General features: G+C 56.5%; 12 protein-coding genes. 3 read left to right on the plus strand and 9 right to left on the minus strand.

Going from position 1 to position 15,148, the window contains the following annotated elements:
• A partial coding sequence (locus tag WA354_RS01010) for a HipA N-terminal domain-containing protein (protein WP_472811146.1) occupies window positions 1–235 on the minus strand: 235 nt, incomplete at its 3' end.
• Window positions 232–567, minus strand: coding sequence for a helix-turn-helix domain-containing protein (locus tag WA354_RS01015; protein WP_472811147.1), 336 nt, complete (start codon window positions 565–567; stop codon window positions 232–234). The genes WA354_RS01015 and WA354_RS01010, both read right to left, overlap by 4 nt.
• 368 nt (window positions 568–935) lie before the next feature.
• On the opposite strand from WA354_RS01015, the gene WA354_RS01020 reads away from it, so the two are divergent.
• Window positions 936–3,050: an SWIM zinc finger family protein gene (locus tag WA354_RS01020; RefSeq protein ID WP_472811148.1), complete on the plus strand. Its 2,115-nt coding sequence runs from the start codon at window positions 936–938 to the stop codon at window positions 3,048–3,050.
• Between the two features lie 607 nt (window positions 3,051–3,657).
• Here WA354_RS01020 and WA354_RS01025 read toward each other — a convergent pair.
• The 6 genes from WA354_RS01025 to WA354_RS01050 form a co-directional block, all read right to left on the minus strand.
• Entirely contained in the window at window positions 3,658–6,033 is a 2,376-nt protein-coding gene (locus WA354_RS01025) for a S8 family serine peptidase (RefSeq protein WP_472811149.1), read from the minus strand.
• Window positions 6,034–6,061: 28 nt separating this feature from the next.
• Window positions 6,062–6,985: an AAA family ATPase gene (locus WA354_RS01030; protein ID WP_472811150.1), complete on the minus strand. Its 924-nt coding sequence runs from the start codon at window positions 6,983–6,985 to the stop codon at window positions 6,062–6,064.
• A gap of 571 nt (window positions 6,986–7,556) precedes the next feature.
• Window positions 7,557–7,832, minus strand: coding sequence for a hypothetical protein (locus tag WA354_RS01035; RefSeq protein ID WP_472811151.1), 276 nt, complete (start codon window positions 7,830–7,832; stop codon window positions 7,557–7,559).
• Window positions 7,833–8,837 carry a site-specific integrase gene (locus WA354_RS01040; protein WP_472811152.1) on the minus strand — a complete coding sequence of 335 codons (1,005 nt, stop codon included), beginning with the start codon at window positions 8,835–8,837 and terminating at the stop codon, window positions 7,833–7,835.
• A gap of 680 nt (window positions 8,838–9,517) precedes the next feature.
• Window positions 9,518–9,781 (minus strand): hypothetical protein, encoded by a 264-nt coding sequence (locus WA354_RS01045; RefSeq protein WP_472811153.1) that lies wholly within the window; start codon window positions 9,779–9,781, stop codon window positions 9,518–9,520.
• 189 nt (window positions 9,782–9,970) lie between these two features.
• Window positions 9,971–12,397 carry a lytic transglycosylase domain-containing protein gene (locus WA354_RS01050; protein ID WP_472811154.1) on the minus strand — a complete coding sequence of 809 codons (2,427 nt, stop codon included), beginning with the start codon at window positions 12,395–12,397 and terminating at the stop codon, window positions 9,971–9,973.
• Window positions 12,398–12,634: 237 nt separating this feature from the next.
• Between WA354_RS01050 and WA354_RS01055 the strand changes: the two genes are divergently transcribed.
• Both WA354_RS01055 and WA354_RS01060 read left to right on the plus strand, forming a co-directional pair.
• On the plus strand, window positions 12,635–13,285 hold the full coding sequence (locus tag WA354_RS01055; RefSeq protein ID WP_472811155.1) for a sigma-70 family RNA polymerase sigma factor: 651 nt from the start codon (window positions 12,635–12,637) through the stop codon (window positions 13,283–13,285).
• Window positions 13,272–13,508, plus strand: a complete 237-nt coding sequence (locus WA354_RS01060) for an anti-sigma factor family protein (RefSeq protein WP_472811156.1) — start codon at window positions 13,272–13,274, stop codon at window positions 13,506–13,508. Before WA354_RS01055 ends, WA354_RS01060 begins: the two co-directional genes overlap by 14 nt.
• A 96-nt stretch (window positions 13,509–13,604) precedes the next feature.
• Here WA354_RS01060 and WA354_RS01065 read toward each other — a convergent pair whose 3' ends face one another.
• Window positions 13,605–14,657: a GGDEF domain-containing response regulator gene (locus WA354_RS01065; RefSeq protein WP_472811157.1), complete on the minus strand. Its 1,053-nt coding sequence runs from the start codon at window positions 14,655–14,657 to the stop codon at window positions 13,605–13,607.
• Window positions 14,658–15,148: the final 491 nt, after the last annotated feature.

Consider the following 15,148-nt stretch of genomic DNA (forward strand, 5'->3'; position numbering starts at 1 on the left):
CGTCGGGCTCTGTGTCGGCAATTGCGGCATGGAAGAGAGAACCATCTTTCGACTTGCGATGGAACTGTGGTCCCGCCTGGATCGGAAGTGTTGGCCCAAGAGCGAAATGCGCGGGGTCGCCGAGCCAACCTGCGCCGTACTCGAAAGCAGCGTTTTCACGACGCCCTTGCAGGTCGTAACGCAGCGTGCCGACCTGCTGCCCCTCGCTGAGCAAAACGTCAATGGTCCGCTTCATGACTGGGGCACCCGCGCTTTCTTCATGCGCACGCGCTTGGGCAGACGTTCTTCATCGAGCAGAAGGCCGGTGTCGTCGCGGCTCACGTCGATAAGTGTGCCTAGAGAGCTGCCAAAGCCCATAACGAAAAGTGCCATCGCATAAACGCCAAGGCCGACCCGAGGGTCGCCCTTCTCTGCGCGCAGGTACGTATTCTTGGCGACGCCCATGCGCTCGGCGACGGCAAGGATAGTAAGTCCACGTTTCCGCCGCGCGGTCGCAAGATCGCTGCCGAACTTGATCAGCGACCGCTTGACGGCAGAGGGCAAGACATCTGATACACTCGATCTCATCTTTAAGGCTCCATATATAAAGCCTTATATCCACATATGGTCCAATATATAGGGCTTTATAAAATATGTCCAGCCACACGCATTCAATCGGTATCGCTTAGCCTGCCGATACTTAACGCGTCACGCAGGCGACGGCCACCCTGCACAGTTGAGGGTTCGCTATGAAATTTCCCTCGCAGCCGTCAGATCACGCTTTCGAAGTTCAATCGATGAATCGAAATTGGGCTTGATGATGTAACGAAATGCCACCATCCTTTTATTATCGAAGAACCGACGATGAGAGCTTTCGCGGGGAACCGTATCCTCCCTTGCCATCATCACCGGCTTCATCGTAGCGGCCAACACCGAATCAGCTCAGGATGAAATGGATGAGTTCAAAGCAACAACGCGCGGGCAAGAGCAAGGAGTCTGGAGGCGTACGAAATGGCGCCTGGGCGGCTCTGAGCTGGGACGATCTGACTGAATGGGCGGGATCGCGCTCAGTCGATCGCGGAAGAGCCTATCAAAAACAGAGGCGCGTTCATGATCTCGCGATATCAGAGAATGGCTGGCTTCTGGCTACAGTGACTGGCGGCTCACGGTATGCAGTTACTGTCTGGTGCGAACCATCGCCGAAAAGACGAGGGGCGATTCATTCCCGCTGCACCTGTCCGGTGGGTTCGAGCAGTTGCAAACACGCTGTCGCGGTAGTGGCCGAATATCTTGAGAGACTGGGCGAGGGCGGGGAAACTCCTGCGGCAAACCAGGACGATGAGCGATGGGAGATGCTCGCCGACGAGAGCGGCGAAGAAGATGACGACGATGAAGCGGACGATCTCGACATGGACTCCGAAGACGATGATGACGAGGAAGTGTTCCATGTCGACCGTCATCGGCACCAGGCGGTTTCCGAAAAGAAAACACGCAACGTAACAGACGAAAAAATCTGCAAATATATCGAAGCCAAGAACCGCGAGGAATTAGTGGCGTTGGTCTGGTCACTCACTGAGCGCTTTCCTGAGTTGCGAGAGGAGTTCAGCGATCGTATTGCATTAGGCGAGGGTAATGTTGACCGCCTGGTGACCGAAACGCGAAAAGAACTCAGACTCGTCGCTTCCGAGGCCGGCTGGCGAAACTGTTGGACGGGTGAGGGACAGACGCCGGACTACAGTCGCGTGAAACATCGTCTGGAACGGTTGCTGGAACTCGGGCATCCTGACGCCGTGGTGCGCCTTGGAACAGAAATCATGACGTTGGGCAACGAGCAGATCGGCCAATCGAACGATGAGGGCGAAACCGCGGAAGCCGTGGGCGAATGCCTGCCGGTGATCTTTGAAGCCGTAGTTGCATCAACGCTCACACCAGTGCGCAAACTGCTTTTCGCCATTGACGCGCATCTACGGGACGACTATGGCATTGTCAACGATGCCGCCGACGCGGTTTTGAAGCTGACTGGCGAAGAATCTGCGTGGTCCGAAGTCGCCGATGTAATAGCTCAGCGCGCGAAGTCGCTTGTGAAGGAAGATGATCCCTTCTCCCGAAAATACCAGCACGAGCGCATCGCCGACTGGTTGATCCGAGCGCTTGAGAATGCGGGCCGCAACGACGAGATTCTTACAGTGTGCGAACAGGAAGCCCGCATCTCCGGCAGCTACGAACGGCTGGTCCAACGCTTGATCGAGATGAAGCGGTACGACGAGGCCCAGCGCTGGGCGGCCGAGGGAATCGAAAAGACAGTCGCAAAGCTGCCCGGTATCGCGTCGAGCCTGGAAAAGCTGCTGGGCGAGATGGCGGTACAGCGCAGGCAATGGCCAATCGCCGCGGCTCACGCGGCATTGGGATTCTTCACTCATCCCAGCCGCGAGAGCTTTCAGCAGTTGCTCAAGGCTGCAGTCAAAGCCGGCTGCAATGACAGCACTCGCGGCATTGCGCTCAACTTTCTCGAGACCGGCGTCTCTCCTCTGACGTCGCCAGGTAAGGCGTCGGTGAAGGGCGCAGCGAATCCAGAATGGCCGCTGCCAACGCCGGACTATCTGCTTCCGCTATTGAACAACGGATCCAATTTGGGCCGGCCAGCGAGCTCACATTTTGATGTGCTGATTGATATGGCCATTGCCGACCATCGGCACGATGACGTGCTCCGTTGGTACGACGCCATGTCTGCCGGACAACAGTATCGAGGACGCATGACATGGTATGGATCGGGCGGCTATGGAGATCGCGTGGCGGCCGCGGTGGCAGAATCGCATCCCGAGCGGTCGCTTGCAATATATCGTCAGCGCGTGGACGATCATCTACCGCACGCTAGCGCTCCCGCTTACGAGGCGGTTGCTGGTTATCTACGCAAGATGCGGCCCATCTTTCAAGGGCTTCATCGGAACAGCGAATGGGATGGATTGCTCGCAGACATACGACTGCGCTGCAAGAACAGGCCCAAGTTCATGGAGATTCTCGACAAACTGGACCCAAGACCGATTGTGGAACAGACAAGAGTTCAGCGATAGGTCTTGGGAAGACAGGTTTGACGCGGGATTAAAAAATGCTATGGCTGAAGGCGGGCAGATGCCTTTCCAGAACGTGATCTCGACGAAGAAAACAAAGCTCTTCGAGCAGAAATTGAGCGTCTGCGAAAAGTACTGGCCTCGAACGGTTTAACTTCAGCTTCTGCACTTACCCATCGACACAACTCAGATCTGCCAGCAGTTCTCAAATAGCAGGAAGACCGCCAAGAACGAATAGACATGAAAATGTGTAACAAATGTGCAAGCTTTGCTCGCTCAAGCATTTTTAATAAGCTAAACAGTTTCAGTGGGATAGACTTTACGCTGGCGTTTAGATGAGGCTCGATGTCCGCCGCGTTTGTCGCGGAGTGTTTCTCGTCCGGGACCAATGGCCAGCTAGCCGCGTAGTTTGTGGGGATTCTATGGTGCCCGGAGGGGGACTTGAACCCCCACACCCTTGCGGGCCGCGGATTTTAAGTCCGCTGCGTCTGCCAATAACTCACTGAATTAACAATAGTAAACAGCAAACAGTGATTAAGATGTGAAATCTTATGTGTAAGTTTTCTGGTTTCTTGGGGAAGTGCATGTCTCCCCTATGCAGGGAACTCGTTCACGCCTGTTTTCGAACAACGAAGACGCTATGCGGATAGAGACATGCTTCGGGAGCTTCAATTTGAGAAAGGTCGAGAAAAGTCGATAGACCACCACCGCGGCGACTTAGGCGCTCGGCGACCATGTAAAACGTCTCCATTTCGCAATTGATCCTAAGTATATCGCGGGCTGCAAGAGCGAACGTCGATGGGTAGTGGCGCAGAACGAGTACCGATGACTGCCCCATTCTTGCCGCGAGCGACTCAACGACTCTGATGACTTGTTCCTGTAATTCACAGCGCCGCTCAGAGCACTCCATTTGTGCCCACACCTTCATGCACTCTCGGGGATCTGCATAGGTCGGCGCAGCGTGGAGGGTGCGACCTCTGAGCGCCTTGGCATCAGGATGATTTCGGAGCTGACAGCTAACTGACCGCGTAGCCCACAAATTTGAAATTGCTGCATTCACGGGCGGGTCCCATGCCACAACGAGTTTTAAGTGTGGGTCTGCTGCATCCGCCAACCAACCTTTGGGCACAGGAATTTGTACATGAGCGATGTCGTCACTATCTTCAAGCACGCCCTGCCAAATGAAAACAGCCGAATTCGGGACGGGGTCCCGGAGTCGATTCACGCGCGCAATTCCAGATCCGAGTGCCCGACGAAAGTCGGGCCCTAAAGCTTCACAATTGGGAGGATCAACACTGGTCAGGAAGAGAAACGCCTTGGCAGTAACGCCATAAGGCCGCGCTCCCTTTTCACACACCGTATCGAGCTTCAGGAATGCGTCTGCAACTTGCCGACAGAGCAGCGGAGCTGCATATGAGGTCCCACAACGATCCTCCCAAAAGCCAGTGTCGGTCAATCCCCAAACACCCAAGCCAGCCGCATAGTTATAGGTACTATCGGTATTCCCTCCGTTTTCGACGAAATCCGGCTTCGGGCTACTGCACAACCCCGGCCCAACGCGAGAAAACGGACTGGGCCAGCCAATTTGCTGTGCGAGCCCAGCAGCGGATAGCTTTCCGACGATTGCTCCGCAGGTCAGTGAATTAAAGCTACGCGCCCAGCTTCCAAGGGACCATCGTGGGTCGTCGAAATGTGCGGGGTAGGGCGACTCGGGCTGTATACCGGGAGGACTGTTTCCTGCCGAGATCACCACCACGACGTCATTCTGAAAAACAAAGTTGTCCAAATCTTGGACCAAAGTGAGCATTTCCGATCGCTTCACGGACGACAAGTGGTCCAGCGGATCAGTGTCAAAACTTAGATTGAATATGCGCACATCGGGAGACGTTGCGACGACGGCGCTCAATGCGGGCAGAACGCTTTTGTCCTCAATCTCCGAGTAGCCGGCGCCGCCGAGGTGAACGTCGAAAAAACGAGCCGAACCGTACGGTGTAACGCCGGGGATCCCTTCATCGTAGTCCACGTCACCGAATACCGCTCTAGAGGCCACGAAACTGGCATGCCGCTTAGGGCTATTGGATACGGCTGTCGGCGCAGTATAGGCCCCGCGCTTGTAAGGGCCTAGGATGGCATGGTCGGCCGGGGTACCTGTGTCGACCACCGCAATAGTCGGCAACGAGGAAATCACCGGAGCCTGCGAAACCGCGGAGCCCGCTTTTTGAAATCCTTTTTGCGCGGCCATTGAATGCGAAATCAATGGCGAATGTAAGGACTGCACCGAAAAAAAAGTCTTCGCGATATCCAGAATAGAAGATGGTAGCAACCGGCCCCGTAGCCACTGGCGACCCGAAAAGTCGGAACCGGTACCCGTAATGAGTTCGAATGAGCGTTGCAGTCGTCCGCCGACAGCTCGAATCAATCTGTCAATCTCGATGATGGTCAGAAGTGGTTGGAACTCAATTACAGCGTCCGCGACCGAATCCTTCGGTAACTCATTCATCCACTCTTCGTCCAACTTCACCTCGACGGGTATCGCCTGAAATTCATCGAAGGCCACCCACCTAGCCTGCTCGCGTTTGCCACTCCTTTCGAGGGATTCCGAAGTACTCGCAAGTTGATCCAATATCTCGGGCCTTAAGTGCACCACAGCGGAGCCCTCGTCCGTTACCCTGATGAGATCCAAGCCAAGCCGATTGAATACTCTGGAGTGTGCGCCGGAGAAGTCAGTATGTTCGACAACAGTCGCGAACTCGCCTGGAGGTGCCTTCGTCTTGTCCTTCGAGAGTTTCTTAATTGACTCCTCAGGCTTAGCCACGATGAAATAGTGACTGTCGCGCAAGGGATCCAACGATTTTTCGATCTCCCTTTTTACCTGTCTCAGCGAGCCGCTTATCTTCTTGCCCCTCGCGCTCCAATCAATAGGCGCGTAGCGAGGTACGCTGCCGCCCTCTTTTATGCCGCGGCCTAACTCGTGCTGCTCGTTCAAGTAGTAATTGCGAGGCTCAACGATTTTCTCAGGCGCCATCCTGCAACTCCCTTAATAAGGCCTCGCGCGCCACCGACTCCACGATCCTTTTCGCCTCTGCGTAGCTTTTTACCTTTGTGAGACGGGTGAGGATGCCACGGGTAAGATCAACGTGATAGTGCCGAGCGATCCCTTTCGCATAAGCTTCCACTTCGCGCGAAGCAGGGGCAGGAAAATCAAGGACCAAGTCAAAGCGTCGCCAGAGGGCACGATCAATGCTCTTAGGGAGGTTCGAGGTTGCAATAAGCAGGCCAGGAGAGCTGAAAAGCTCCAATTCCTGCATCATCGCGATCACAATTCGATCTAGCTCACCGACATCGAGGGAGCTCCCGCGCTGCTTGCCGAGTGCATCCACCTCGTCGAACAACAATACGCTGGGAGTTGTCGACGCGAACTGGAACAGTTCTCGCAAATGAGTCGCGGTCTGCCCTAAGTACGACCCGATAACCGCATCGAACCTCACGACGTACAAGGGAAGGCCTAGTTCTGAAGCCATGGCTTGCGCTGTCATCGTCTTCCCGCATCCAGGAGGCCCAATAAAGACCAACTTTGATCGCCTGCTGATAGCCTTGGCGCGAAGCAAATCGCCGAAACGAGTTTCCTTAATTACGCCCCTTAACGCCTGAAGGGCGCTCGAACGCAGCATGACGTCCGAAAGATGAAGGGAATCTCGGCGCGGGGTGAGAGCGGACGCTAGGAACGTCGATTCGCGCGCAATGCCTTCAACGGAAGCGGGTGGACTCCAACCCGACACATCCGTGGTATTCAGGGCCGCGCTCAGCATTTGTGCAGCAGACGCACGCCCCCTCTTTCGCTCCGCAGCGATGATGTTCTTCGCGGTCTTTTCTGCACCACTAATGTCTCGCAAGCCCAGCGACTTAAACAGGGCTGCCAGCTCTCTTACGCTCGCCATGATTAGGAGAATCCTACAGGAATTACCCGGCTACTGGGCGAGGCTGACCCCACCTGTGATCGCTGAACTCGTCCAACCGCGGCCCTGCCGCGGCGCAGAATGTTCTCCAGCCTCCCTCAAACGATTCAAACTATCGTGCAATGATTCCCGGTGCTGACCATTGTAAGCGCGCCAGCGAGTGTGTGAACTAGACTACGAGTGTGGTGCGGGCGGAGGGACTTGAACCCTCACGGGGCTTGCGCCCCAACGGATTTTCTTACCCTCTACGGCTTTCGCCGCCCTGCCGGAAAAGCGCGTCCCAGGGGCGCTCCGGCTGGTTTGTGGTCTGGACTATACCTTCACCGTGACCGTTCGGTCCGTCGCCGTTCGGCGGTAGGTGCTGCCCGTCTAGTCTCTACACCTTCCCCTCCGGAGTTCTCCGTCGGGGCTTGGCTCGGGATCGCCATTTCACAGGGTTCCCCGAATTTGAGCAGTTCTGCATCGCCGGTTTCCCAGCGAGCACTCAAGTTGCGCTTAAGTCCGATGCGTCTGCCGATTCCGCCACGCCCGCGTGGCCAACTTAAGTATAAGGCTAAGTCCCGGTGCGAAGTTCCTTCGCTACTACCTTGGCCACCTTCTTCTTGCGCATGATATTGATGGCCGCCGCGTCGAGGCGGGTCTTGATGTGCGAGGCATAGAATTTTTCGATCATCTCGACCGATGTCCTGCAATTCTTGGCGATCTGGTAAATATCCGCACCCTCCATCAGGCGCAGACAGATGTAGGTATGGCGAAGGCTGTACGCGGTACGCGCTTGACCATCGCGGTCGGCTTTCAGCTTCTCTTCGTCGAGAATGGTGTTGAACAATTAGCGCTGCCATTTGGGGAAGAGAAGGTCGGTGGGTTCAGGCAAGCGCGTCCTTTCATTGGTCCCTCCCCTCCCGGGTTCGTCGATCCGCACTGGACGCGATCGGCTCTTCAGGCGTTCGAACGGCCTGACCGAGCCGGGCATGCTCTTGCAATAACCAACGCCGCGCTTGCCTCTCACTTCAATTTCAAGGATCGTTTCGCCAGTGGCTTCGTCTTTGACAACCGTCACGTCGCGGAATTGCAGTGCCCACGCTTCATCGGGCCGGAGTCCAGTATTGACGGCGAACAGCACATAGTCGTGCAGTTGTTCGCATTCCCATTTGAAGCGCTCCTGCTTTGGCTCTTGCGCCCGCCTGCGCGTCGCCTCGTAGAGCTTCTTGTACTCCTCCGGTGAAAACCATGCCCGGTGCGTAATCTTGCCGGAAGTCTTGTAGGGGACCGACATGTCAGGGAGGTATTCGATCCAGCCGTGTCGCCTGGCCGTCTTCAGTACCTGACGAATGCAGACGATCTCCTTGTGTACTGTGCTCCGCGCCGGAGTGCCGCCTGTCTTGCAGTTCTGCGCGCGCCAGATGCGGTATTCCTGAATGACGCCGGATGTAATCTCGGCAAGATGCTTCTCGCCAAGAAACGGAAGGATGATGCCGTTCAGCTTCAACTCATGCTGATTTAGCCAAGTCGGGCCGCGCTGGCCCTGCGTGAGGATTGGAGCCTCTTCGAGGAATTTCGCGGCGGCTTCTTTGAATTTCTTGCCTTGGCGTCGCGTCTCCTTTTGAAGAAGTCCGGCGTGCGCTTTGCCGCGCAAGGCGAGATACCAATCTTCGGCGAAGTCCTTCGCCCGACCGAGGCTGTCTTCATGCGTTGAGACTCGCCAGTTGCGCCCGTTAAGGAAGGTCGAGCACTGCCAGTTGTCGCTGTTTTCGCGGCGGTAGATGTTGACCTTGCCGCCCATGGTTTTGTGGGTTTCTGCTTTGGGTTTTGGGCTTTCTAAGGTTTCGGACATTGTTAGCTCCTTCGCGCCTCAAAAATGCCGTGCACATGTGTAATTGTGTAGCAGATGTGAAACGAAAAGTAAAGCGACAACCAACTGATTTCAGGCAGTTTATATAGGTATCACTTGGATTTTAAGTCCGCTGCGTCTGCCAATTTCGCCATCCGGGCTTGTGGGATGCGCGTCAAGTCAATGGTAAATCGAAATGGAGCGGAGGAGTGGATCGGGACTGGAGTTCCGGACTCCGGGTTTCGCGGGATTGGGCTTCTGCTTCGGACGATTTTTCTTTAGCTGAAGTCTTCGCATCGTTCGACACGGCTGAAGAACTCGCGGAAAGAGTCGATTTGCGATCGAAAAGAATCCCTCAGGGGCTAAAAAGCCCGGTCCTGTTTGCGGTGCTTTCGGCATGACTGAAGCCATGCCCTGATACAAACACCCGTCCAAAGTTACGGCATGACTGAGGCCGCCCCTGATTCATACACCCGTCGAGGTTACTGCATGACTGAGCCATGCCCCGATTAAACCCCGGTCCAGGTTGCGGCGTGCTGAAGTCCTTATCTGATACAGACACTGTGAAGTGGCGAGTTCTTAGCAGTTGGGAAGCTCTGCGCCGACACGACTCCGTCACGCTGTGAGTTTTTCACACGTGTGAAGTCCTGCCCCAAAGACGACTCCGTGGTCTTCTTTGCACGTTATTGCGGATTACGGTATTGGATGTTTTCGCCTTCCAGCTTGTATTCGGCTGAGCAGGTGTCTCCGCCACAGATCATGGTTTCTTTTTCGCAGAGCTGGCGTCGGGTGATCAAGCCCATGGTGCCGCAGCGGGGGCAAGACATGACTGCTATATATGGATTCTGGGCATGACCGAGCTTGGACTGGTTTTCAAGAAGGAAAACCGTGCCGGGGTCCATTTTTTCGGGGATCCATTCTTCGAGGAATTGCAAGTCGGTAGACATCCTGCCCTCCGGGAATTTGACGTAACGAAGCAAGTTCCGTTGGTGCTGGGTGGTCCGTCTTTCAACAACGTGCAGCGAATGGAGATTCGAATCCTCTCCGGTTGCTTCGTAGTGTTTATGCGCGGCGGGTTTTAAGTCAACGAGAATCGGACGAGGCTAGTAGCAAATCAGATTCCCGGGTAATGCGTTTTATCTGCCGCTCGTAACCTTTGATGCCGATGTGGTGGTGCTGGCGTCGATCTCGCGATAGATTTCGATATTGCGCAAGATTGCCTGAACGTATTCACGGGTCTGGGTGAACGGAATGGATTCGACGAACTCATCGATGCCGCTGTAAGGACCTGCGGCCTGCCAGTCTTCTACGCGACTATCGCCGGCGTTGTAGGCGGCCAGCGCGTACTCAGGAACTCCGCCGAACTTATCGAGTGTCTGCTTGAGGAAACGGGTGCCGAGGCGAATGTTGGTCTCGGGATCGAGCAACTGGAAGGTTTGGAAGTGGGTCATTCCCTCCTGGCGTGCCAGCGCTTTGCCGTTGGACGGCAGAAGCTGCATGAGGCCCCAGGCGTTGGCGTAGGAGATCACCGATGGGTTGAATTCCGATTCCTGGCGGATGAGGGACGCGACTAGATAGGGATCGAGATTGTTTTTGGCGGACTCGGCTTTGATGATCGTCCAATAAGGCTCAGGGAAAAGAATGTGCCAGTAGGCGAGCGGGATGGATTGGATGGACGCGCTGGCGGCGCCGGGCAGAGCACGCTTGAGGGCACGCATGGCACGATAGGCCTCACCGTAAGACGCGTAGATCTGCGCTTCGGCAAGGGCGCTCCACGAACCTGAGTCGGGATCGGCGGCGATTTCGCGAGGAATGTAGTCATTGAGGCCGGCATTGGCGAGCAGTTTTGCTTTGGCCAGATGCGGACTGTCCTCAGGGAAGGTCTCGGCAAGGGTCGGCACGTCTGCGGACTTGATCTGATCGAGATCGGGAGTTGAAACGGGCGCGGTGCTGCCCAACGCGGTCAGACGCTGACGGGCCATCTGCGCATAGAAGAAGTGCTGATAGACGCGGACAATGGTGCGGTAGTTGGCCGCCGCCTTAGCCAGGTCGTGATCCTGGGTCTCATAGAGACGACCACGCCAATACAGCGCAGAAGCCGTCTCAGTGGTGCCCGGGAAATTATGAATCTGCTCATCAAAGATGCGCTCGGCGTCTTTGAAGTTTCCGAGGCGGTAGTTCAGCCAGCCAGCGCGCCAATGTGCGGCGGCGGCGTTCTTGTTCGAGGGAAAATGCTCAGCGAGGTAGGTGTAGTATTCGGCTGCGCGCGGATAGTCTTTGCGCAGGAGGTACATGTTGCCGCTGGAGAACAGTGCTTCAGCCAGCCACTGGCTTTGGGGGAAGTCCGTTTCCATGCGGGTAACGATTTGCGTTTGCTCGTCGAGGTCGTTGCGGTTGCGGGCGAGTTCCATGAGCAGGTAGAGCCGGCGCGCGCCGTTTTCATCGGGAGTGTCGGCGAGGGCTGATGCCTGGCTCTCAGTGAGGCGCTTGAGCTTCAGATCGCATGCTGCGGCAGCTACCGCGAAGCCATTGCGGGTCTGCGTATCGAGATTGAACTTCTGGGCGAGGGAACGGTATTGTTCGGCGGCTTCTTCGTAGTGCCCGGCCTTGTAATAGGCGTCGCCGAGGGTACGGAGTTCGTCGCTGGTGAGGGAGTCTTCAGCACCCAGGGAGGTAAGCCTCGCGCGCGCGCTGGCAGCTTCGTTTGAAAGCGGGTAAGCAAGCAGGAGCGCTTTGAAGATACGGACGGCATCCTGGTTCTGATTCTGTGCCTGGGCTACGAGCCCGGCGGCGAGTTGATATCCAGGACGGCCGGCCGCAGGATCACTGGCTGCGGCATCGAGAACGTGCCTGGCTCCAGCAGGATCGTGGAGGTCGAGCAGCACGTTGGCCTCGAGCTCGGGCACTTCGTCGACGAAGATGCTGTCGGGGTATTTCTCTTTGAAGCCTTTGAGGAGAACGTCGGCCTGGGCTTCCTGGTTGGCTTCGTGATTTGCCTTGGCGGCGAGGAAGTCGGCGTAATCGTTGAGTTCTTCGCCGGACTGCTTTGCTTGATGGAGACTGGCAGTCGCGTCGGTATAGCGCTTATCGAGAAAATAGGCGTGGCCGAGAGCAAGATAGGCAGCTGCCGCGGCTTCTCCGGAATGCGCGTGCGCATAGGAGGTGACGCCGGCGTATGCAGCCGGGGTCCGCAGGGTAGCGAGTTGCTGGGCCATGGGGCGGAGTTCGGTGGAGGCGACGAAGGCCAGCTTGATCTTGTGGGCGCGAGCTGCGCGGCGGCGACGCTCGGCGGGGCTTACGTACTTCTTCTTGCCACGGGGAGCGGTGGCGGAGTGGTGCGTCGTTGTTGATGTCTTTTTCTCGGTGGCCGAGGCGGGTTTTTTAGACGAGGTTGTGGTGTGGCTGGTGGAGGGAGCTGGTTTTTTTGTTGAGGAGCTGCCGGACTTTTTGGACGTGTGAGTCGTGGAACTCGAACTATCAGAGGAGCTGGCCGCTTGCGCGTCGTACCTTTTCCCCTCAACAGGAGTGACCGCCAGCAGAGCACAGAGTACGGCAGCCAGCATCCTGGCCGGAACCTGCGTTGGAAGAGGGGGAGAAACTGAGTTCATAGATCCACTTTAAGCCTGAATTGGGTGCGGAGAACAGCGAAGTACCCGTACCGTAACGTTCCATTGGGAATCACGGATGGATTGTCTCTCCGGGCGGAATTCCGAGTTGGCTGGGGCGGGGTCGTCCATTACACTTAGACGCAGGGATTCGGCCTGTTTTGGCCGTCCCAGAGAATTCCGCAACCAACCCCCATGGCGACCATCCAATCGATAGCAGGCGAAAACGAGCAGCATCCCGATGTGGCCTTAGTTGAAAGGGTCCGCAGCGGAGATATCTCAGCGTACGATGAGCTCGTTCGCAAGTACGATCGCCAGATCTTCAGGATTGCGCAGCACATTACGCAGAACCGTGAAGATGCTGAAGACGTAATGCAGGACGCGTTTCTGAAGGCGTACGAGAAGCTGGATCAATTTCAAGGGAATTCAAAGTTCTACACATGGCTGGTTCGGATCGCAGTAAACGAGAGCCTGATGCGACTGCGCAAGCGGCGCACGGGCAAGATGGTCTCGATCGACGAGGACATCGAGACGGAAGAGGGCAGCGTTCCGCGCGACCTGGCGGACTGGGCCCCCGATCCAGAACAGAACTACACACAGTCAGAGCTGGCCAATATTCTTCGCAAAACCATTCAGGGGCTGCCGCCGGGATTCCGGGTGGTATTTGTGCTGCGCGACGTGGATGGACTTTCCACGGAAGAGACGGCGGAGACGCTGGGATTGAGCGTGCCTGCCGTGAAGTCTCGCTTGCTGCGCGCCCGTTTACAGTTGCGCGAACGCCTCAGCCGCTACTTCAAGCGGAAGAAGGTTCCCAAGGAAAAGGGAGTGAAAAGTGACGTGCACTGAGTTTCTGGCTATGCTCGACGATCTGATCGACGATTCGGTGACGACGGAGATGCGCGCCGATCTGCAGGAGCACCTGCGCGGCTGCGAACACTGCGAGGTCACGTTAAGCACTACGCGCAAGACGATCCAGATTTATCGCTCACATGAGGTGTACGAGATGCCGGTGGGGCTGCGAGAGCGGCTGCACAAGGCCATCATGGAGCGGTGCAAGAAGGGCTGCTGAAGGCCAGGTTTACCGCCGCGATCCCCTCCTCGACAGATTTTTCCAACCGATCATCGATTTGCAAGCCACAGCATCTCCGCTCCACTCGTCTCACTACTAACAGGTGCAAGGTGCGGAGATTACGCAGCTGGATGGAGATCCTGCGTCGCACTGCACGCAGAGGTCGCGGTGAGGCAAGTTGGAGTTGAGTATTTCGGATTGGGGTTTTTTGCAGAAAACGGAGCAATTTCGTCCAGAGTCTTTGGCCTTGTAGAGGCCGACGTCGGCAATGGCGAGCAATTCGGACACTGATTTTTGAGGAGGGACGGCGACGGCAGCTCCAACGCTTAGGGTGATGGACACGTCGCCTTGTGGTGTGGGGATCGGATCGCTGCAGATGGCGATGCGGATGGCTTCTGCGCGCTGGCATAACTGGTCCCTGTCCAAACCAGGAAAAGCGACGAAGAATTCTTCTCCGCCGAAACGGCCGACGAAATCGTAAGAGCGGACGTTTTGACTCAGTCGGCGAGCTGCTTCCTTGAGCACGAGATCGCCCGCCAGATGGCCGTAGGTGTCGTTGACCAGCTTGAAATTGTCGAGATCGAGCATCAACAGGCCGGTTCGGCCGTTCGTTCGCGCGGCGCGATCCAGTTCATGCTTGCAAAGGTCCAGGAAAGCGGTGCGGTTCCACAGGCCGGTGAGCCCATCGCGCATGGCCTGGGCGCGCAGTTCTTCGCGGGCATGAATGAGCTCGTTCTGGAGGGCCAGAATGCGAGTTGCGACAAGCAGGCGGGCACGCAACTCGGGCTCGGCGAAGGGTTTTCCCAGACAGTCGTCTGCGCCTGACTCCAGTGCATGGACCACATCAAGTTCTTCGGTGCGGCCGGTGACCATGAGGATGTAGTGGTAATAGGAACGGGACTTATCGCGCAGGCGGCGACAAAGCTCGATGCCATCGATTCCCGGCATGCCCCAATCGATAATGACGACTTCGGGCGGCCTCTCCTGCTGAAGAATCTGCCAGGCATCTTGGCCGTTGTCGACTACGACGACTTCATAGCCCCAGCGCTGGATCCAATGTTTCAGTATGAGCCGGGTAATCGTGTCATCTTCGGCGATAAGCACGCGGGGGCGCTCTGCTCCGTATGTCCCAGACTCGGATGAGTGCATTGCTCTTACCTCGTTGAGCCGCAAGCCGAGGGGAGCAGCAGGCGTGAACGATAATTTAAAGATCATCACCAGTTTATTCGGAAGGCCTGGCGCTTTAAATAACTCGATTGTGCTATGGCTGGGTCTTTAGAATCAGGTGATTCCAACGGAAAGCGCAGGGCGACGGGGAGAGGGGTTTGAGGCGACTTGGAGGATCGATGCGTGCTTTCGGGAGGAACCGAAAGCGCAATCTGTCTCGGTTCCCGCGGCGAAGGGTTGGTTATTGAAGGTTACGAAGGGGGCAAAAGCGCGCTGTGACCACAACTTCCGGTGAAAAATGGAGTCATTGTAAACGTACAGGTCTGATTCGCCACGAGGTCACAATCCACCCTGAGGTAAGGAGCCGTACATGCAGTTTTGCCATGGACCGCTGACCGCAGTGCTATGCCTCAGTCTTATTTGTCCGGCTGCGCCGGCACAATCGCTGCTTTCGGATTCGGCGCCGAGTGCGC

This window comes from Occallatibacter sp., from assembly GCF_049802275.1.
GTDB lineage: Bacteria > Acidobacteriota > Terriglobia > Terriglobales > Acidobacteriaceae > Telmatobacter.